General features: G+C 42.1%; 20 protein-coding genes. 7 read left to right on the forward strand and 13 right to left on the reverse strand.

Annotated elements, in window-relative coordinates; all coding sequences use genetic code 11:
* Positions 1-359: 359 nt before the first annotated feature.
* The 8 genes from OD355_RS13080 to OD355_RS13115 form a co-directional block, all read right to left on the reverse strand.
* Positions 360-1,130, reverse strand: coding sequence for a geranylgeranylglyceryl/heptaprenylglyceryl phosphate synthase (locus OD355_RS13080; protein WP_263038939.1), 771 nt, complete (start codon positions 1,128-1,130; stop codon positions 360-362).
* A gap of 165 nt (positions 1,131-1,295) precedes the next feature.
* On the reverse strand, positions 1,296-1,829 hold the full coding sequence (gene purE, locus OD355_RS13085; RefSeq protein ID WP_263038940.1) for a 5-(carboxyamino)imidazole ribonucleotide mutase: 534 nt from the start codon (positions 1,827-1,829) through the stop codon (positions 1,296-1,298).
* An 18-nt stretch (positions 1,830-1,847) separates the two neighbouring features.
* Entirely contained in the window at positions 1,848-2,516 is a 669-nt protein-coding gene (scpB, locus tag OD355_RS13090; RefSeq protein WP_263038941.1) for an SMC-Scp complex subunit ScpB, read from the reverse strand.
* Between the two features lie 25 nt (positions 2,517-2,541).
* Positions 2,542-3,423 (reverse strand): ATP synthase F1 subunit gamma, encoded by an 882-nt coding sequence (gene atpG / locus OD355_RS13095; RefSeq protein WP_263038942.1) that lies wholly within the window; start codon positions 3,421-3,423, stop codon positions 2,542-2,544.
* A gap of 96 nt (positions 3,424-3,519) precedes the next feature.
* Positions 3,520-4,014 (reverse strand): GNAT family N-acetyltransferase, encoded by a 495-nt coding sequence (locus OD355_RS13100; protein WP_263038943.1) that lies wholly within the window; start codon positions 4,012-4,014, stop codon positions 3,520-3,522.
* A gap of 36 nt (positions 4,015-4,050) precedes the next feature.
* Positions 4,051-4,359 (reverse strand): DUF922 domain-containing protein, encoded by a 309-nt coding sequence (locus OD355_RS13105; RefSeq protein ID WP_263038944.1) that lies wholly within the window; start codon positions 4,357-4,359, stop codon positions 4,051-4,053.
* Positions 4,328-4,627, reverse strand: a complete 300-nt coding sequence (locus OD355_RS13110) for a hypothetical protein (RefSeq protein ID WP_263038945.1) — start codon at positions 4,625-4,627, stop codon at positions 4,328-4,330. Before OD355_RS13110 ends, OD355_RS13105 begins: the two co-directional genes overlap by 32 nt.
* Positions 4,628-4,629: 2 nt before the next feature.
* Positions 4,630-6,525, reverse strand: a complete 1,896-nt coding sequence (locus tag OD355_RS13115) for a beta-N-acetylhexosaminidase (RefSeq protein WP_263038946.1) — start codon at positions 6,523-6,525, stop codon at positions 4,630-4,632.
* A gap of 173 nt (positions 6,526-6,698) precedes the next feature.
* On the opposite strand from OD355_RS13115, the gene OD355_RS13120 reads away from it, so the two are divergent.
* The 3 genes from OD355_RS13120 (at position 6,699) to plsX (ending at position 8,514) form a co-directional block, all read left to right on the forward strand.
* Complete coding sequence (locus tag OD355_RS13120) at positions 6,699-7,244, forward strand: YceD family protein (RefSeq protein WP_263038947.1); 546 nt, start codon at positions 6,699-6,701, stop codon at positions 7,242-7,244.
* A gap of 71 nt (positions 7,245-7,315) precedes the next feature.
* Positions 7,316-7,510, forward strand: coding sequence for a 50S ribosomal protein L32 (gene rpmF / locus OD355_RS13125; protein ID WP_263038948.1), 195 nt, complete (start codon positions 7,316-7,318; stop codon positions 7,508-7,510).
* A 56-nt stretch (positions 7,511-7,566) separates the two neighbouring features.
* The gene (gene plsX / locus OD355_RS13130) at positions 7,567-8,514 is read left to right on the forward strand and encodes a phosphate acyltransferase PlsX (RefSeq protein WP_263038949.1); all 948 of its coding nucleotides are present in this window, start codon (positions 7,567-7,569) and stop codon (positions 8,512-8,514) included.
* 31 nt (positions 8,515-8,545) lie between these two features.
* Here the strand turns inward: plsX and OD355_RS13135 are convergent, their stop codons facing one another.
* The 3 genes from OD355_RS13135 to OD355_RS13145 are packed head-to-tail and all read right to left on the reverse strand — an operon-like array spanning position 8,546 to position 11,002.
* Positions 8,546-9,145, reverse strand: coding sequence for a Crp/Fnr family transcriptional regulator (locus tag OD355_RS13135; protein WP_263038950.1), 600 nt, complete (start codon positions 9,143-9,145; stop codon positions 8,546-8,548).
* A gap of 47 nt (positions 9,146-9,192) precedes the next feature.
* Positions 9,193-10,221, reverse strand: a complete 1,029-nt coding sequence (gene pheS, locus OD355_RS13140) for a phenylalanine--tRNA ligase subunit alpha (protein ID WP_263038951.1) — start codon at positions 10,219-10,221, stop codon at positions 9,193-9,195.
* 28 nt (positions 10,222-10,249) lie between these two features.
* Positions 10,250-11,002: a head GIN domain-containing protein gene (locus tag OD355_RS13145; RefSeq protein ID WP_263038952.1), complete on the reverse strand. Its 753-nt coding sequence runs from the start codon at positions 11,000-11,002 to the stop codon at positions 10,250-10,252.
* A 135-nt stretch (positions 11,003-11,137) separates the two neighbouring features.
* Between OD355_RS13145 and OD355_RS14000 the strand changes: the two genes are divergently transcribed.
* Both OD355_RS14000 and OD355_RS13155 read left to right on the forward strand, forming a co-directional pair.
* Positions 11,138-13,417: an NADP-dependent malic enzyme gene (locus tag OD355_RS14000; protein ID WP_263038953.1), complete on the forward strand. Its 2,280-nt coding sequence runs from the start codon at positions 11,138-11,140 to the stop codon at positions 13,415-13,417.
* A 5-nt stretch (positions 13,418-13,422) separates the two neighbouring features.
* Complete coding sequence (locus OD355_RS13155; protein WP_263038954.1) at positions 13,423-14,634, forward strand: HD domain-containing protein; 1,212 nt, start codon at positions 13,423-13,425, stop codon at positions 14,632-14,634.
* Positions 14,635-14,915: 281 nt separating this feature from the next.
* On the opposite strand, the gene OD355_RS13160 is transcribed toward OD355_RS13155, so the two are convergent.
* Positions 14,916-15,440 carry an REP-associated tyrosine transposase gene (locus OD355_RS13160; RefSeq protein WP_263038955.1) on the reverse strand — a complete coding sequence of 175 codons (525 nt, stop codon included), beginning with the start codon at positions 15,438-15,440 and terminating at the stop codon, positions 14,916-14,918.
* A 498-nt stretch (positions 15,441-15,938) separates the two neighbouring features.
* Entirely contained in the window at positions 15,939-17,153 is a 1,215-nt protein-coding gene (locus tag OD355_RS13165; RefSeq protein WP_263038956.1) for an exo-beta-N-acetylmuramidase NamZ family protein, read from the reverse strand.
* Positions 17,154-17,756: 603 nt separating this feature from the next.
* Between OD355_RS13165 and OD355_RS13170 the strand changes: the two genes are divergently transcribed.
* Both OD355_RS13170 and OD355_RS13175 read left to right on the forward strand, forming a co-directional pair.
* Positions 17,757-18,218 carry an FKBP-type peptidyl-prolyl cis-trans isomerase gene (locus OD355_RS13170; RefSeq protein WP_263038957.1) on the forward strand — a complete coding sequence of 154 codons (462 nt, stop codon included), beginning with the start codon at positions 17,757-17,759 and terminating at the stop codon, positions 18,216-18,218.
* Between the two features lie 77 nt (positions 18,219-18,295).
* A complete protein-coding gene (locus tag OD355_RS13175) occupies positions 18,296-19,201 on the forward strand; it encodes a ribonuclease Z (RefSeq protein WP_263038958.1) in 906 nt (301 codons plus the stop codon).
* Positions 19,202-19,275 lie beyond the last annotated feature (74 nt).

The raw sequence follows: 19,275 nt of genomic DNA on the forward strand, positions 1-19,275 counted from the left end.
CTGAACTTGAGCTTCTTGCATTTCTCTGAAATTTAATAACGCTAAGCTACAAATTCATCCCCGGTTGGTGTGCATATTATTGCTCATGAATATTTCATGTGTATATTTTTTAGTTCGCCGCTTTGCGGCTGTTTTTAATGGTCACATGGAATAGCCTTTATTCATCAACGGTTGGTATGCAACTTTGCTTATGGCTATTTCATGTGTGTATATTTAATTTTTTCTCAGTTGCCACATGGAATAACCATTTTTTTAGATTCAATACTCATTCCGGTTGGTATAGGTTCCTAATCATTATGGTTATTTCATGTGTATTTTTTTAAGGTACAATTTCAGCATTCAGTACTCAGCTCATAACTTCAGCTCTCAATGGCCTGCGCATGTGCAGCATTGCACGAGTGAATGCCAGCGCTGATGTCTTTAATGAGCGATGCTTCTTTTTCTATGGCATTGCCCACTACTACAATATCTGCGCCTGCATGGCAATTCTCTACTGCCTTCTGCGCATCTTTAATGCCGCCACCGACTATCAGCGGCGCCTGGATGCTTGCAGACACTTTCTCTATCATTTCTTTTGAAACAGGGCGTTTGGCTCCGCTTCCTGCGTCCATGTAGATGAGTTTTAATCCCAGCATTTCACCCGCCATGGCTGTACACATAGCAATATCGTTTTTATCGGAAGGTATCGGCGCTGTATTTGAAATGTAAGACACCGATGTAGGCGCTCCGCCGTCTACCACTATGTAGCCGGTCGGTATTACTTCAATGCCATAGCTTTTGATAGCCGGTGCACTGATCACGTGCTGGCCTATAAGCAGTTCGGGGTTTCTCCCGGAAATTAAAGATAAAAACAACAATGCATCTGCATGCCTGGAGACCTGTGAGGGCGCGCCGGGGAATAAAACCACGGGAATGCCGCACCTTTGTTTGATCTGCCTGATGCATTCATCAATAGCATTGATAACGACCAGGCTTCCGCCCACGAAAAAATAATCTACCCCGGCATCAAGTGACAGCGATACAATTTTATCTATGCTTTTTTCGTCAACCTTATCGGGGTCTATCAGTACGGAAAAACTTTTTCTCTTAACTTTCTTTTTCTCAATTATCTGTAGATATACATCTTGCATAGCCGGCATTATTGCGTTGTATACAAAGTTGCATAAAAAATATGGAATTGAGGGAGAAAAGTTGTTGAGTTGTTGAGTTGTGTAGTTGTGTAGTTGTGTAGTTGTGTAGTTGTGTAGTTGTGTAGTTGTTGAGTTGTGTAGTTGTGTAATGATGAAGTTGGGAGGTTACAGGTTGGAAGCTGTATCTTTGGCATCAAATTCATTGTCCCACTCATCTTTGAGTGCATCAATTTTTTCCTGTACGGCTTCGCGCATCTCGTGTTTAAAGAGTTCGAATTTTGCAGCCAGTTCATCGTCGGTGGCGCCAAGTATCTGTGCGGCGAGCAAGCCTGCATTTTTAGACCCGTTCAGCGCTACGGTTGCTACCGGCACGCCGTTAGGCATTTGCAGAATTGACAATACAGAATCCCAGCCATCGATAGAATTAGAAGATTTTATGGGTACGCCGATCACAGGCAATGTGGTCATGGAGGCAGTCATGCCGGGCAAATGTGCGGCGCCCCCGGCTCCTGCAATGATCACGCGCAAGCCGCGTTCGCGTGCTGTCTGGGCATACTGCACCAGGCGTGCAGGTGTGCGGTGTGCAGATACCACCGTCAATTCAAAGGGCACGGAAAATTGTTTCAATACATCTGCAGCTCCGCGCATAATATCCAGGTCGCTGTCGCTGCCCATAATGATGCCTACCAGTGGTTTCATAATTAATAAGATTTATAATTAGCTGTTATTTTCACCGGCTTCTCCTGCCTTTACATGCTCTTCGTTTACAATATCCTCATTCACCACTTCAAAAGGTATTTCCTGCTCTTCGTTTACCGAAGTTGCTTCCACCATTTCTTCAGACAATACTTCTTTGATCTTAGGCAAATCATCGGGAGAATTTAAACCAAAATAATCCATAAATCCTTTAGAGGTCTGGTAGATCAATGGTTTGCCCGGTGCATTTTCATCTCGGCCTGTAATCACGATCAGTTCTTTCTCCAGTAATTTCTGCACCGAATAGTCGCTGTTCACACCCCGGATGCTTTCAATTTCTCCTTTGGTTATCGGTTGCTTGTAAGCTATGATGGAAAGTGTTTCCAAAGCAGCGTTTGACAGCCGTTTAATAAATTTATCGCCATTGAGCTGCGATATGGTTGTATGAAATTCAGGTTTGGTAAGAAATTGCCATCCGCCGCCGCTCTGGCGCATTTCAAAAGCATAAAAATCTGTGCTGTATTTTTCCTGTATGCCTTCCAGGCTGGCTTCTACCTGGTCTTGCGAAATGCGGTTCTCCATGAATCCGAATGCATTATTGATCAGCTCCGTGATGTCGGTTGATGTTAAAGGTTTTTCACTGGCAAATACCAGCGCTTCTATGTGTGGGATGATCTCTCTTAATTCCATGTTGTATGGTCAATACGAGCCTGAATTATTCCTGCAATGCAGCCGCGCCGCTTACAATCTCTGTAAGCTCGGTGGTGATGGCTGCCTGGCGGGCACGGTTGTAAGCAATTTTCAGCGAGCGCAATATTTCATTGGCGTTATCACTTGCTTTATCCATAGCAGTCATTCGTGCGCCTTGTTCGCTGGCATTGGCGTCCAGTACAGCTTTGAACAATTGTGTGTTCAGGATTTTAGGCATCAGCTCTGTAATAAGCTGTTCTTTTTGGGGCTCGAAAATGAAATCAATATTTTTATTTTTGCCTTCCTGGGGCTGCACTTTGGGTATAGGCAGAAACTGCTCTGTAGTAAATATCTGTGTGGCGGCATTTTTAAAACGGCTGTACACAATCTCCACCATATCAAACTCGCCTTTCTCAAATGCTATTACTGCTTCTTTTGCCATTTCCTGCACATGGTTAAATGAAATATCATGCAAAAGGTCTTTGTAGCGGTCGGAAGTTTTGTAGCGGTTTTTGGTAAGGCTTTCCCAGCCTTTTTTACCTACATTCCAGATGGTTACTTTACCTGCTGCGTGCTGAGCGGCATACTTTTCCGCTATCACACTTTGTGCAAGCTTGGTAATGTTGGCATTGTAGGCTCCTGCCAATCCTCTGTCGCTGGTGATCACGATCAGCAGCACATTGTTTACAGGGCGCTCTTCTGCCAGTTTTATGGACAGTTCGTTTTCTGCGCTTACAATATTGCTCAGCATTTCCTGCAGCTTTTGGGCGTAAGGGCGCATTTGCATAATGGCGTCCTGTGCACGGCGCAGCTTGGCAGCGCTTACCATTTTCATCGCTTTAGTTATCTGCTGCGTTGATTTTACGGATTCTATACGATTGCGAACTTCTTTTAACTGACCTGACATGTATGCTAATTTGAAAAAAACAGAATAAAGGCAAAAATAACAGATTGGAATTAATTTTCCTCATTTACTTAAAAATAAACGCAGTACTTTAAGCTGTTATATTATTGTAAGTTCCAGTATTTCCCCTGGCAGGCCGTCAAAATCGCGAAATTCTTTGGATATAAAACCATTGTTTACCAGTATTTTTCTTGAAGGAATATTTTTTGGGTCAATTATAGCAAACAGTTTTTGAAGTTGAGTATGCTTTTTGGCTACTGCAATTAATTGTGTTGCCGTTTTGCTTGCAATTCCTTTTCCCCAATGTGGTGGTAATATCATATATCCCAGCTCAGCTTCTTTGTCGTATTCATTTTGGATTTGAAGTTTAGCCAATCCTAAAAACCTGTTGGTTTTAGTATCTATAATTTTAAAGTTTCCGCAATTTTTATCAACGTTGTTATTTTTGATTATTTTTTCAAATTCTACTTCAGCCTCGTTTTTTTCAATCGCTCTTTCTGTAATCATTGCCATTACTTTTTCATCATTTACTAATTCAAAATAAAGGCTGAAGTCGTTTGCTGTAAATTTTTCAAACTTAATGTTGCTGTCCATCGCTTAGAGTTTCATTCTGTGCAAGATTCTATTGTTTTATTCCTGGTGAATCTGTATGGTAATGTTCGTTGCGGCAAATTTTCCGCTGTTGGTGAGCTGCTGTGCAATAGCATTGTTCCACAATACCTGTGCCGCTTTATTCATGCCGTGCTGTGTTTCCCTGTCGTAAAGAAGCTGCTCTTTGTTGAATGCCTGCTGGCGCTTTGCAACGATGGCTTTGATCTCTTCTTTGTAGTTGCGGGTAAACTTTTTACTGCTCATATCCTGCATCATTGCACGCCGGAAAACTTCTGCAAGGTCAAAATGTTTTTGCTCATGAGTCCTGTCTCTCTTCGGGCAAAGCAAATATAGCGTGTTTCACTGCTGAGTTCCTGCTGAAACCTGTGTATAAATGTATGTTTGCCGTTTTACGATGCCGGTTATTTTTTACCAAAATGGTATGTGCATAGTAAGTGTGTGTAACCGCATCATTATTGCCGGGTAAGGCAGAATCCGATAAGCGTGAGAAGTCGTTCCACGTGAGTTTGCGGCCTGCGCTCCATTTGATTACAGGTGTTTGAGCGCAGGCCGCGAAACAATTAGCAGCCAGTATGCAGATCAGTAATAGCCTCAATATTATTTCGCTCTTTTGGTAAGGTCTTCCAATGTCAGTATCAACAGTCTTCCCGCTGGTTTATCTTCACCTTTTTTATAAGTAATTACATGTAGTTTTTCAGCGCCTGTCGGGAAAGTAAGCGGCTGCGTGTACTTAGGATAGTAGTTGTCCGGGGTGGAATTGTCAAATGTATAGTGAATATCCAGCCCTTCGATTTCCGGCACGAGTTCTACTGCTATTTTACCTTTTCCTGCTTTTCTTACTTTTACTACCGGATCATAAATTGCAGGAGAATATTTTACTTTAGCAAAATCAAGCCTGTTGAAATGATCCTCTGTACGCCTTACAAAATCTTTCCAGTTTTTGCTTTGCTGCGGAGACCATACAGATTCTGCCAATGCGAATCCTCTGGGCCAGGTCATATATTGTACCTGTCGAATATTGTAAATCTGCTCTGTCCACAGGTTTGCCTGCCCGCCCAGAATGTTGGCGGCATTTGCTCCTGCAGGTGTAGGGTTAAATTTATACACTTCATTTAAGCGTAAAGAAGCATATACCAAAGGTTCGGTTACTTTATCTCCCTGCATATAATCAATATAGGTGTATTTAGCGGGAGACATGATTACTTTATGCCCCAGGTTGGAAGCCTTAATGCCATGATCGCCATTGCCGCGCCAGGCCATGATAGCTGTTGACTTGTTTACACCTGTTTCCAGTACTTCATCCCATCCGATTGCTTTTTTGCCATAACTATTTACAATTTTTTCTACACGTCTTCCAAAATATCCCTGAACTTCTTTGTAGGTTTTCAGGTTTTCTCTTTTCATTAATTGTTTTACAGCATCACTTTTTTCCCAGAAAGTATAAAAGGCTTCATCTCCGCCGATGTGTAAATATTCGTACGGGAAAAGTTGTGCAAGTTCTCTTACCACATCATTGATAAAAGAATAAACTTTTTCGTTGGCAGGGCAAAGCGTATTATCTACATGCAGTGTATGTGTGTTCCAGTCAATGAAGCTTTCCCCGGCACGCACCTGGTAGTTTTGCGGCAGAGGAGATGTACAGCTAAGTTCGGGGTAAGCAGCAATGATAGCCATGCTATGGCCGGGCATATCTACTTCGGGCACGATATCTATAAATCTTTCCTGCGCATATTTTACAATGTCTCTGACCTGCTCCTGGGTGTAGAATCCGCCATAAGTTTTAGGCTCATTACCCGGTGCAGGAAACTGCCCGAAATTGCCTTCCATAGGTACCCTCCAGGCTCCCACGCTGGTGAGCTTCGGATAGGATTTTATTTCTACTCTCCAGCCTTCATCGTCTGTCAGATGCCAGTGCAGGGTATTCAATTTGTATTTAGCCATTTGGTCTATATAACCTTTAATCTCGTCTACCGTGAAGAAGTGTCTGGAAACGTCGAGCATTAACCCGCGCCATTTCATTTGCGGATAATCGGTGATCTCCACATGCGGCATGCTCCAGCTGATGTTTTTTACCTGTTTGCCGCTTTCTATTTCTGCGGGCAACAATTGCAGCAGTGTTTGTGCGCCGTTAAAGATGCCGGCCGGTTTATTGGCAACGATTTTTACGCCTGCGTTGTTTACAGATAATTTATAGCCTTCATCGCCCAGCGTTTTGTCAGCTGTTTTGTTTAAAATAAGATTTACGGTAGCATTGCCTGTTGTGGAGCTTACGGTCTGGTAGCCTGTGGCAACGGATAGTTTTTTTCTTAAGATGTCTACAGTACTGCGCAATGCTGCATTTACGGGAGCGCTTACGGAAATACTTTTAGGTAAAACGTATTCGCCGGGATTTTCCACCACGCTTACCGGCTTGGGGATCACGGATATTTTGCTTTGGGAAAAAACTGAAAAACAAATAAAAAGTAAAAGCGCAAAAGAGAATAGTTTTTGCATACCTGATAGTTAAATTGAGTTAAAAAAATGATGTTCAAAGATAGAGATTTATTGATTCAGTCCGGCTGAATACCTCAAGAGAATGAAGGTACAACGCTTGCAATCCTTATAAAGTAAATAAAATTGAAATTTTATTAAATATTGCATACCTTTGCAAGCCTAATTTTCGACCTATGAGTAACCGTCATGTATATGAGATACCCTTCGTTGGGCTGAAACCCGGTACTCATGCGTTTAAATATGAGATAACGGACAAGTTCTTTGCAGATTATAAGCCGCAGGATTTTTCTAATTGCCATGCTGTAGTAGACGTGGAGCTGGAAAAAAATCCAAGCCTGATGCGCCTGAAGTTTGATATTTCCGGAACGGTAGATGTGATGTGCGACATATGCGGCAATACGCTTAAGATCAATCTTTGGGACGAATTTAATATCATGGTGAAAATGGTGGAGACACCGGATGAGATGAATGAAACAGAGGATGACCCTGATATTTATTACATAGGACACCAGGAGAGCCATCTGCATCTCAGCAACTGGATCTATGAGTTTATAAACCTGAGTATACCCAATCAGCGGGAGTGCGATGAGAGCGAACGAGGCGGGCCGCAATGCAATAATGAAGTGCTGGAAAAACTCAGGAAGATGGAAGAAGAAGCGGCAAAGGGTAATAAATCTATCTGGAAAGACCTGGATAAATTAAAAGGTTTAGATAATTAAAACAATAGTTCAATACACAAAATAATCACGCAGGTTATTTTCTATAATTCACAAAAAATAAAATTTAAGATATGCCAAATCCTAAACGCAGACATTCTCACCAGAGAGGTGCTAAAAGAAGAACGCATTACAACGCTGAGACCGTAACACTTAGCAAAGACAGTACCACAGGCGAATTGCACACACGCCACCGTGCGCATGTGAGCGAAGGAAAATTATACTACAAAGGGAAAGTTGTAGCCGAACAGGCTCCGAAAAAAGCGTAATTTACGCTGATGTGCTTTCAGCAATTTTGTAATAAAAATTTTCAAAAGTACCGGATATGAATATTGGATTGGACATGATGGGCGGCGACTTCGCGCCCATTGAAGCAGTAAAAGGCCTGGCGCTTTACCTGAAAGAATTCCCCAATAATTGTTCGGTTTTTTGCGTGGGGCAAAAGGAGGCTTTACTGCCTTTGCTGGAACAATACGGCCTGAAAGATCACCCTGCCGTACAAACCGTAGATGCTCCACAGGTAATAGGCTACAACGAGCACCCTACAAAAGCTCTGAAAGAAAAGCCTCACTCATCTATCAGTATTGGATTTCATTTACTCACTACCGGTGAAATAGATGCTTTCATCAGCGCGGGCAATACCGGCGCTATGCTTGTTGGCAGTATGTATTCGGTAAAAGCGGTAGAAGGCGTACAACGCCCTGCCATTGCTACCTTTGTGCCTCAGCTCAACGGCAGTACAAGCCTGTTGCTGGATGTAGGTTTAAACTCTGATTGTAAACCTGAACAGCTCAACCAGTTTGCCATTCTTGGTTCTTTATATTCAAAGCACGTTTTAAATATCGAGCGTCCTTCCGTAGGCCTCATGAACGTAGGTGAAGAGAAGGAAAAAGGAAACAACCTGGCCCTGGGTACTTTTCCATTACTGGAAAATAACCAGCTCATACGTTTCGCGGGCAATATTGAAGGCAGGGATGTTTTTGCCGGAAAAGTAGATGTGATGGTTTGTGATGGCTTTACCGGAAATATCATTCTGAAAATGGCTGAATCCTTTTACGAGATTGCCTGCAAGCGCGGCTTCAGCAACGATGCTTACATCCAGAACTTTCATTATGAAACTTATGGAGGCACTCCGGTGCTTGGTGTAAATAAGCCGGTGATTATTGCTCACGGCATCAGCAACGATGTAGCTTTTAAAAATATGATACACCAGGCTGAGAAAATGATTGTATCTAACTTCTGCGAGAAGATCAAGGATGTTTTTGTAAAATAATTTCAGGCAAAACTACTTTACGGAATGCACACTAACAGGGTGTGCTTTTTTTATTATTGACAGTGTTCTTGAAAATTTCTTTTTTAATGCGGCTCAGGCTTTCGGGCTGCACACGCAGAAAAGAAGCTATATGCTTTTGAGAGACCTGTAACAACAGTTCATTGTTGTGCTGCAATAGTTCCATGTACCTTCGTTTCAGAGGTTTTTTCTCATCTTCACGCAGTTCAAGCATTTGGAAGAAAAACTTTTCTGTCATAAGCCTTCCAAACCTTTCCAGCCGCGGTATCTGTTCATAAAGTTTCAGCCAGTCTTCGTAAAGGCACTCAATGCATTCGAGGTCTGAAAGCGCCTGGCCGTTAAGCGTTGCAGGCGTATTGTTAGATGCGCTGTAGAGATCTATCAGTATGTCTGTGGAGGATTCAAAAACAATAGTGATCTCTTCGCCGTCTTCTATGCTGAATGTGCGAGAAATACCAGAGTTAATGAAGCGTACTTTATCACATACTTCACCTTTCTTAAAAAGGACTGTGCCTTTTTTATATTTGCGTATCTGCAATTTTGAACGAATAAGACACGCTTCTTCATCAGTAAGAAAAACAGATTCCCTGATGAATTTAATAAACATATCCATAAAGATGCAATTAGCAATAACAAATATAAGATATTTTTATAATTAAATTATAATGCTCCTGTGAACTGTTTTAAAAAGCGTACATCATTTTGAGAGTAGAGACGCAGATCATTCACCCTGTATTTTAACTGGGCTATACGCTCTATGCCCATGCCGAATGCGTAGCCTGTGTATTTGTTGCTGTCAATGCCAAAGTTTTCAAGCACATTGGGGTGTACCATGCCGCTGCCCAGTATTTCTACCCAACCTGTGTGTTTACATACATTACAGCCTTCGCCTTCACAGATGCGGCAGCTGATGTCCATCTCTGCGCTGGGTTCGGTAAAGGGAAAATAGCTTGGACGGAAACGTACTTTAACATCGTTGCCAAACATCTCTTTTACGAAGAAGTAGAGGGTTTGCTTCAGGTCTGCAAAGCTTACATTTTCATCGATATACAGCCCTTCTACCTGGTGAAAGAAGCAGTGCGCGCGGGCGCTGATAGTTTCGTTGCGGTATACACGCCCCGGGCATATTACACGAATGGGTGGCTTCTGCGTTTCCATCACGCGCGCCTGTACGCTGCTTGTATGTGTGCGCAACAGCCAGGAAGGGTTCTGGTTGATGTAGAAAGTGTCCTGCATGTCCCGCGCAGGGTGGTCTTCGGGAAGATTCATTGCGCCGAAGTTGTGCCAGTCGTCCTCAATGTCAGGCCCTTCGGCAAGTGCAAAGCCCAGTCTTTTAAAAATAGAAACGATGCGGTTTCTGGTGATAGTCAGCGGGTGGCGTGTACCTACTGATACCGGGTCGCCGGGCAGGGAAAGATCCATGCCGGAGGATGCTGTTTCGCGGCTTTCAAATGCAGCTTTAAGTTCTGCATGTTTGCGCTCCAGGAAAGACTTCAATTCATTTACAGTCTGGCCGAATTGTTTTTTATTTTCATTGGGCACATTTTTCATTTCACCCATCACGGATTTAAGAATGCCTTTTGTGCCTAAATATTTTATACGAAAGTTTTCGGCAGCTTCTGCGTTGGCGGCGGTAAATGCAGACGCTTCCTGTTTGTATTGTGCTATCTGAGTTAGAATGTTGTCCATAATGAGGCGCAAAAATACTTAATAAAAATCATATTTTTTTAATGGACGCTGCTCCGGATACTTCCTGAGTAACAGAGGGGTTGCCTTTGTAAACAATATTTGCAGTCCCGGACACTTCTGCCTGCATGCGCTCAGCAACATTGAGTTGAGCCGAGGTAGCTCCGGACATTTCAATGCCGGCATGGTTTACGGCGAGTTGAATGAGGCTGGCCGTTCCCGTACCCGACAGCTCAAGCTTTAGCTGCGAGGCCTTACCGGACATGTTTAGCTCTGTTGCTCCCGAGCCATTTATATTTAGCTTTTGTACATCAATATTTATGTTAATAGCGCTGGAACCTGAGAGGTCAAGAGATAATTTGTTTCCGGTAAAAGTGTTTGTACCTGTTACTTCCACAACTCCGGAGGTTTCAAGTTCTTCTATATTGGGCATGGTAATTACAAGTTCAATAACCGCATGATCAGTAGCGGCGCCGTTTTGCATGCCTATTTTAAGTGTGCTGCCGTCTTTTCTGATATTGATTTTTTCCAGGTCTTCTGTATTGCCGTTTGCAACTACGCTGAACTCAGGAGCTTGTGTGAGGGTTATTTTAAATGCTGCGCCAATTTCAAGCTGCGTAAAGTTAGTGAAGGGAAAATTTTTTGAACTGGCGTTGTCCGTATTCGTGGTAGTATTTGATGGTTGCGTTATTGCAGGAGAGCCTGCAGTGCTTTTGTTTTCATCGTATTGGCATGCATTCATGATCACGAGTGCAATTGCGGAGAGAAATAGTGCGCGTTTCATTTTATAGCAAAAATTTGAGGAGTGCTAATTAAATATAAAAGCTATCGCCGCAAAAATACCAATAAGTTAATAAACCATATAGATAAAGCCATTCGGTTATTATTTTTTATTTTTGTTTGAAATTAAAAAAACAGAATGGAAGATAAAGAGAAAAAAAATGTGCAGTTAAGAAATGCTGCCTTAGATTATCACAGTGATTATCCTGCAGGGAAAATAGAAGTTGTACCTTCAAAGCCACATGGTACGCAAAGAGACCTTTCCCTGGCATACTCGCCCGGCGTGGCAGAGCCTTGTATGGAGATTTATAAAGATGCTGGCAAGGCATATGATTATACCAGCAAAGGAAACCTGGTAGCTGTGATCTCGAATGGTACGGCAGTACTAGGTTTGGGAGATATTGGCGCAGATGCTTCCAAACCGGTGATGGAAGGCAAAGGATTACTTTTTAAAATATTTGCAGACATCAACGTTTTTGATATTGAGATCAATGAAAAAGATCCGGATAAATTTATTGATGTTGTAAAAAGCATAGCGCCTACATTTGGCGGCATCAACCTGGAAGATATTAAAGCTCCCGAAGCATTTTATATTGAAAAGCGATTAAAAGAAGAATTGCCTATCCCGCTGATGCATGACGATCAGCATGGTACAGCCATTATTTCTGCAGCAGCTTTGCTCAATGCGCTGGAAATAGCAGGTAAGAAAATTGAAGAAGCAAAAGTTGTAGTCAACGGTGCAGGCGCCGCGGCAGTTTCATGCTCTAAACTTTATCTTTCTTTAGGCTTAAAAAAAGAAAACCTGATCATGTGCGACTCTAAGGGAGTCATTAATACAAAGCGTACAGGGCTTACCGAAGAGAAAGTATTTTTTATTTCCAATACAGAAGCAGATACACTGGAAGAAGTGATCAGCGATGCGGATGTTTTCGTTGGCTTGTCAAAAGCAAATGTGCTTACGCCGGATATGTTGAAAAGCATGAGCAAAAATCCTATTGTTTTTGCACTGGCCAATCCCAATCCGGAAATTGATTACAACCTTGCTATAAAAACCCGCAAGGACGTGATCATGGCAACCGGACGTAGCGATTTTCCCAACCAGGTGAATAATGTTTTGGGCTTTCCTTACATTTTCCGCGGCGCGCTGGACGTACGTGCTACAGGTATTAATGAAGAGATGAAACTCGCAGCGGTACACGCATTGGCAGACCTTTCCAAGGAACCGGTACCGGAAATGGTATTGATGGCATACAATCTGAAAAGCTTAAATTTCGGTAAAGATTATTTTATACCAAAACCTTTTGATAACAGGCTGATCACCAGGGTTTCCATGGCTGTTGCAAAAGCCGCAATGGACAGTGGCGTGGCACGAAAGCACATAGAAGACTGGGAAGAATATGAACTTCTGCTGCTCAACAGGATGGGCAGGGACGAAAAATTATTAAGGGCCTTCCAGAACAGGGCACGCCTGGATCCAAAGCGTGTGGTGCTGAGCAATGCAGAGGAATTTGCTGTACTGAAAGCCGCTCAGATACTGGAAGAAGAGGGTATAGCCAAACCGGTTTTACTCGGCTGGAAAGAAGAAATCAAGGCGGCTATGAAGAAATACGGTATAGAGCTTGACGCGCCTATCGTAGACCCGAGCGATAAAAGCCAGGAAATAAACAGGCAAAAATACGAAGACTATCTTTGGAAGAAAGGCTCCAGGCAGGGCATCACAAAATACAAGGCTAAAAGATTTGTAAGCCAGAGAGATTATTTTGGCCCGCTGATGGTGGAAATGGGCGATGCAGATGCTTTGCTGATCGGCTATGCTAAAAGCTATAAATCTACCCTGAAGCCCATTGAGACGGTTGTTGACAAAAATAAAGACGACCAGGTGCTTGCAGGTATGGTAATGCTGCTGGCAGAAGGCAAAACACCTATATTCCTCTGCGATACATCTGTAAATGAGGAAACTACAGCACAGAACCTGGTGGATATTACCAGAATGGCAGACAAAGCCGTGCGTTCTCTATCTGTGGAGCCAAGGATAGCTATGCTGTCTATTGAAAATTTCTATAACCGTGCTGAAGTGTCTAAGAAAGTAGCAGAAGCAGTTGCTATCCTGCACAGGGATCATCCCGAAATAATTGTGGACGGAGAGATGCAGGCAGATACTGCCCTGGATCCTGAGAGGTTAAAGAATTATTCATTCTCAAAATTGACTGACCAGCCGGCAAACGTATTGATATTCCCTGACCAGGTGTCTGCGAAAATCACTTACAAAACTTTACGGGGCCTGAAGATGGCGCAAATGGTCGGCCCTGTTTTGTTAGGACTTGATAAGCCTGTTCATGTAATGCAGATGAACTCAAGCGTGCGCGAGATTGTAAACCTTGCAACACTTGCCGTTATTGATGCGCAGAGCAAGCAGTAAAATTTATGAAAATACGCAAGATAGTCAACGATCCGGTGTATGGTTTCATTACCATTGACCATCCGTTGATATTTCAGATAGTCAATCATCCGTACTACCAGCGTTTGCGCCGGATTAAGCAAATGGCATTGGCCAGTTATGTCTATCCCGGCGCAGTACACACGCGCCTGCATCATTCCCTGGGCGCATACCATCTTATGTGCATGGCTGTGCAGGAGCTGAAGCTAAAAGATGTTGCTATTTCGCAGGATGAAGAGTTGGCTGTAAAGGCAGCCATCCTATTGCATGATATTGGCCACGGCCCTTACTCGCATGCACTTGAAAGCAACGTGGTAAAGAAAGTGCATCATGAAGAATTGAGTACAATGATCATGGAATTGATGAATAGCAAGATGCAGGGAGATTTATCACTGGCCATTGATATATTCAAAGGCCAATACCACAAACATTTCCTGCATCAGCTCATCAGTGGCCAACTGGACATGGACAGGCTTGACTATCTCTCGCGCGACAGTTTTTTCACGGGTGTATATGAAGGCGTTGTTGGCTACGACAGGATCATTAAAATGCTTACGGTGCATAAAGGAGAGCTGATGATTGAAGAAAAGGGTGTGCATAGTGTAGAGAAATTTTTAATTGCACGCAGGCAAATGTTCTGGCAGGTGTATCTTCACAAAACAGTTTTAGGAATTGAAAAAATGCTGGTAAAGATCCTGGAACGCGCCAGGGAAATATTTTCCATGGACGATGAGCAAATACGTGTGCATGGCCCGCTAGATTTTTTCCTGGGAGAATTTGATGGCATCATGACAAAAGAAACACTCGAGCTGTTCTGTTGCCTGGATGATACGGATATTGATTATGCCATTAAGAAATGGTCACGCCATGATGATAAGGTATTGTCTACCTTGAGTAACAACCTGCTTGAGAGAAAATTATTTAAATGTGTGGTACGTGCAAAAGCATTCGATGAAGAGAAAATTGCTGCAGAAAAACAGCGTATCATCCGCGAGACGGGCATTTCATCGGAGGATGCACATTACTTTATTTTCACAGGCGAAACCTCTAACACCCTTTACCAGCCATCAGATGATCGAATAAATATATATTCAAAAACGGGAGAAGTAAAAGATATTTCAGAAGTGGAAAGCCCGTTGATAGACCGCACACTTTCGTATGAAGTAACGAAAAATTATTTGTGTTTGTTAAGAGTTTAGAGAGCCGAAGCTCTTCCGGATTTGCAATCCTGATTTGCTTTATGTGCGGATTACAAATCCGCCGATAATGGTTCGACATTGCAAATGTCGAACAGCACCAGCATCTTAACTACGCCGCTTCAATTTTATGCTCTTCCGGATTTGCAATCCGGAAGCCCGATCGCTGGATTTACAATCCTGATTTGCTTTACGTGCGGATTATAAATCCGACGATAACGGTTCATCATGCAAATGTCGAACAGCACCAGGATTCTACAAATGTCGAATAGCGCTGTATATCATCAATAATCGCTCAGTTGAACTTTACTTTTCCTAATTCCATAAAATTCGCCTGCGCTACTCCTTAGATATTCTTCTTCTTTTTCTACAATGCCGGCTCTTACAGGATTCTGATGAATATAATTGCACTTAGTTTCAAAAAATGAACGTGTAAAAATCTCTTCTCCATGATAACCTTCTTCCCAAAACCATATTCTGCCTTCGTAGCTCAATACATTCAGCAGCCATTCTTTTCTACTCTCTCTGTTATTCTTTTCTATAGCCTTATAAATCGTTTTTGCAGTATACTTCTTAAAATCACGTATAACATCACTGAGGTTATTTTCTGAACGGACGATCATATGGCAGTGGTTTGACATGACTACCCAACAAAATACCTGCAAACCTTTATGATTTATACAATAATTTAGATTATCAATCAATACATCAACATACAATTGTTTCGTGAATACGTCTGCCAATTGATGGACTGTAAAAGTAACAAAGTATACAGCACCTTGATCTTTAATTACGTTTGCAAAAGGCATAGAATTATATTTTATGAGAAATACTTTTAATTGCTTTACTAACTATTTGTCCAATAAGTAAGATACGGATTTCAAATCCTCCGATAATGGTTCGACATTTCCAATGTCGAACAGCACCAAGCCTTAGCTTCACCGTTTCAAATTTTATTGCTCTTTATGCTCTTCCGGATTTGCAATCCGGAAGCCCGATCCCGGGATTTACAATCCTGATTTAGTTTACGTGCGGATTACAAATCCGCCGATAATGGTTCGAAATTGGAAATGTCGAACAGCACCAAGCCTTAGCTTCACTGCTTAAAATTTTAATGCTCTTCCGGATTTGCAATCCGGAAGCTCAATCGCGGGATTTGCAAATCCTGATTTGCTTTATGTGCGGATTATAAAATCCGCCGATAATGGTTCGACATTGCAAATGTCGAACAGCCCGGTTCATCATGCAAATGTCGAACAGCCCGGAAGTTCAATCGCAGAATTGCAATCCCGAGTTCAATGAGCGCGTCAATCTGCATACAACAAATACTTAGCTCTTATTTTTTTAAATACTTCCAGATCTTTTTTCCACGAGGCCCTGATTTCTTTTTCAGATTTTCCGGCTATCATCTGCTTCATCAGCTGGTCATTACCCGCAAGCTTGTTAAAGAATTGTGCTTCAGGCGCAGTTGATTTTGATTGCAGGAAGAATTTAGTTTTATCGGGAAACAGGCGGTAAGCTTCCAGCAGATATTTCAATTCAATTCTTGTGGGAGGTGCCTGGCCGTGTATGTTCCAGCCATAACAAAGCTGATCTTTCAGCTTAGGGTTTTTAGCGCCGTCTGTTGAGCGCGGTGTAAAAGAAAACAGGTGTTTTGGAAGGCTCGGATGACCGAATATTTCAAAAGGATGATCAGTGCCGCGTCCTTCACTCAGGTTGGTTCCCTCAAAAAAACAAGTTGAGGGATAATGATAAATCGAAGACATATCCGGCAGGTTCGGCGAAGGTTTTACCGGCAGCACATAGCGGCTCTGGTGCGTATAATTTTTACAAGGAATGATTTGTATGTCAATGTTGTTGTCGTAAGCCCTGGTTGTCTTCAGCCATTTTTCACCGATCAGCATGCGTGCATATTCTCCCATGGTCATGCCGTACGCTACCGGCACAGGTTGCAGGCCTACGCCGCTGGTATATTTGCGGTCGAGCACCGGGCCGTCGATCATAAAACCAATCGGATTGGGGCGGTCAAGAATAATCAGCGGCTTGCTGTTGTCGATAGCGCTTTCCATAAAACGCTGCATTGAGTTGATGTAGGTATAAAAACGCACGCCTACATCCTGCAGGTCAAACAGCATGATGTCTACATCTTTGAGGTCATCAGCGGATGGTTTGCTTTTGCCGCCATACAATGAAATTACCTGTATACCCGATTCTTTGTCTGTATAGCTGGCCACATGTTCTCCGGCGTCGGCAGTACCGCGAAAACCATGTTCAGGCCCAAATATCTTTATGATGTTCACACCGAGTTTTTGTAACGAATCTACCAGGTGATTTTTATCAATGGTTGAAGTGTGGTTGGCAAAAATAGCTACACGTTTTCCTTTCAGTAAGGGTAAGTACATTTCGGTTTGGTAAGCTCCGGGATAAATTTCACCCGTTGTTTTTTGCGGGAGAAAAGCTTGCTGAGAGATGCATCCGTTTATAATAAACATTGCTGCAATGAGAACCAGTAAATTTTTCATGTGTATTTATTTATTTTTTCTTTATGGTCACATGGAATAGCCTTTATTCATTCGCGGTTGGTGTGCAACCTTGTTTATGGCTATTTCATGTGTTAATATTTAATTTTTTCTGTTTGTAACATGGAATAACCAAAACCTTAATCTTTATTATCATCCTCGGTTGGTATAGATTCCTAATCTTTATGGTTATTTCATGTGTGTATATTTATTTGTTTTTCAGTTGTCACATGGAATAACCATTTTTTTAGATTCAATACTCATTCCCGGTTGGTATAGATTCTTAATCTTTATGGTTATTTCATGTGTATATATTTAATTTTTTATGGTCACCTGGAATAGCCTTTATTCATCCGAGGTTGGTATACAACTTTGCTTATGGCTATTTAATGTGTGTATATTTAATTTTTTTTTGCCGCATTGAATAACCAAAACCTTAATTCTTTATTATCATTCCCGGTTGGTATAGATTCCTAATCTTTATGGTTATTTCATGTTAAAAATTATGTAGTTGAATGATTGACAATTAAATAGGTTGATATTAACAGTGCGATATAACAATAATAAAAATTAATGATTACCTTTCCATAAAAATAAGACTATTTTATGCAAACAGCAAAGAAAGGTGATAAAGTAAAAGTTCATTATCACGGTAAATTAACGGACGGCACTACGTTCGACAGCAGTGAAGGACGCGAGCCGCTTGAGTTTGAAGTGGGTAGCGGACAGGTGATACCGGGATTTGATGAAGGTGTTACAGGGCTTGCAATTGGTGAAAAAAGAACAGTAAATATACCGGCAGACCAGGCTTATGGCCAGGCTTCTGAAGACCAGGTGGTGGAGTTTCCTAAAGAACAATTCCCTGCCGACATGATATCTCAACTGCAGGTAGGCATGCCACTACAAATGAGCAACGACCAGGGACAAACATTCCAGGTAGTAATAAAAGAAATTAAGGAAAATACTGTGCTGTTGGATGCCAACCATCCGCTGGCAGGCAAAGACCTTACTTTCGATATTGAGCTGGTAGATATAGCCCCGGGAAAATCTTCTATCATTATGCCATAGAACGTAATGATTTATCAGAGACTGTTGCAGATCATACTGGTCGGCAACAGTTTTTGTTTACGGTAAAAAACTTTTATATGTTCGGTGTCACCATATTAGGAAATAATTCTGCTATACCTACGCCTACAAGGCATCCTACTTCACAGGCTGTTTATATCGACGACCAGGTATTACTGCTGGATTGTGGCGAAGGCACGCAAATGCAGATGCACAGGTATAAGATTAAAAGAAGCAAAATAAATTATATTTTTATTTCCCACCTGCATGGCGATCATTATTTCGGTCTGATCGGCCTGCTGAATTCTTTTGCACTGATAGGAAGAAAAGATGATCTGCATTTATTTGCACCCGAGCCATTGTATGGATTAATTGACCTGCAGATGCAGCTGGCAGACAGCGAATTCCCTTATACCATTCACCGCTACCCTTTGAAAGAAGAGGGGGAAATTGCTCACAGCAATACATTTACCGTAAAATGTTTCAGGGTAAAACACCGTATAGAATGCTGGGGATTCGCGATCATGCAAAAACAAAAGCTAAGGAAACTGAATATTGAAGAGGTGAAAAAACATCTTATCCCTACTGCTGCTTACTATTCCATAAAAAAGGGCGAGGATTATATGACCTCAGAGGGAAATATTATTCCGAATAAACTACTCACCATTGATCCGCCTAAAGGAAAAGTATATGCCTATTGTGCCGATACTTTATTCACCGATAGTTTCCTGCACCATATTGCTGATGCCGATATGATCTATCATGAATCTACTTACCTGAAAGATATGGAAGAGAAAGCTTTTAAACGTTTTCATTCCACGGCGGAGCAGGCAGCTACTATAGCCAGAAGAGCAAATGCCAAACGCTTGCTGATAGGCCATTTCAGCAGTAAATATGAATTCCTTGAACCTTTTGAATCTGAGGCCAGGCAGGTATTTGAAAATACAGAAATAGCCCGTGAAGGTGTTACCTATCTGCTGAAGTAAATTTTCCCTGCTAATTGCAGGCAATGTTTAAAGTACAAGGATCGCTTGGAAATTAATATTTTGAAATCTATGCT

It is taken from the genome of Haoranjiania flava, from assembly GCF_025631005.1.
Lineage (GTDB): Bacteria > Bacteroidota > Bacteroidia > Chitinophagales > Chitinophagaceae > Haoranjiania > Haoranjiania flava.

Coding starts and splice junctions, on each gene's coding strand:
- OD355_RS13080 (WP_263038939.1), bottom strand. CDS start 1,130: ATGCAAGATGTATATCTACAGATAATTGAGAAAAAGAAAGTTAAGAGA.
- purE (WP_263038940.1), bottom strand. CDS start 1,829: ATGAAACCACTGGTAGGCATCATTATGGGCAGCGACAGCGACCTGGAT.
- scpB (WP_263038941.1), bottom strand. CDS start 2,516: ATGGAATTAAGAGAGATCATCCCACACATAGAAGCGCTGGTATTTGCC.
- atpG (WP_263038942.1), bottom strand. CDS start 3,423: ATGTCAGGTCAGTTAAAAGAAGTTCGCAATCGTATAGAATCCGTAAAA.
- OD355_RS13100 (WP_263038943.1), bottom strand. CDS start 4,014: ATGGACAGCAACATTAAGTTTGAAAAATTTACAGCAAACGACTTCAGC.
- OD355_RS13115 (WP_263038946.1), bottom strand. CDS start 6,525: ATGCAAAAACTATTCTCTTTTGCGCTTTTACTTTTTATTTGTTTTTCA.
- OD355_RS13120 (WP_263038947.1), top strand. CDS start 6,699: ATGAGTAACCGTCATGTATATGAGATACCCTTCGTTGGGCTGAAACCC.
- rpmF (WP_263038948.1), top strand. CDS start 7,316: ATGCCAAATCCTAAACGCAGACATTCTCACCAGAGAGGTGCTAAAAGA.
- plsX (WP_263038949.1), top strand. CDS start 7,567: ATGAATATTGGATTGGACATGATGGGCGGCGACTTCGCGCCCATTGAA.
- OD355_RS13135 (WP_263038950.1), bottom strand. CDS start 9,145: ATGGATATGTTTATTAAATTCATCAGGGAATCTGTTTTTCTTACTGAT.
- pheS (WP_263038951.1), bottom strand. CDS start 10,221: ATGGACAACATTCTAACTCAGATAGCACAATACAAACAGGAAGCGTCT.
- OD355_RS13145 (WP_263038952.1), bottom strand. CDS start 11,002: ATGAAACGCGCACTATTTCTCTCCGCAATTGCACTCGTGATCATGAAT.
- OD355_RS14000 (WP_263038953.1), top strand. CDS start 11,138: ATGGAAGATAAAGAGAAAAAAAATGTGCAGTTAAGAAATGCTGCCTTA.
- OD355_RS13155 (WP_263038954.1), top strand. CDS start 13,423: ATGAAAATACGCAAGATAGTCAACGATCCGGTGTATGGTTTCATTACC.
- OD355_RS13160 (WP_263038955.1), bottom strand. CDS start 15,440: ATGCCTTTTGCAAACGTAATTAAAGATCAAGGTGCTGTATACTTTGTT.
- OD355_RS13165 (WP_263038956.1), bottom strand. CDS start 17,153: ATGAAAAATTTACTGGTTCTCATTGCAGCAATGTTTATTATAAACGGA.
- OD355_RS13170 (WP_263038957.1), top strand. CDS start 17,757: ATGCAAACAGCAAAGAAAGGTGATAAAGTAAAAGTTCATTATCACGGT.
- OD355_RS13175 (WP_263038958.1), top strand. CDS start 18,296: ATGTTCGGTGTCACCATATTAGGAAATAATTCTGCTATACCTACGCCT.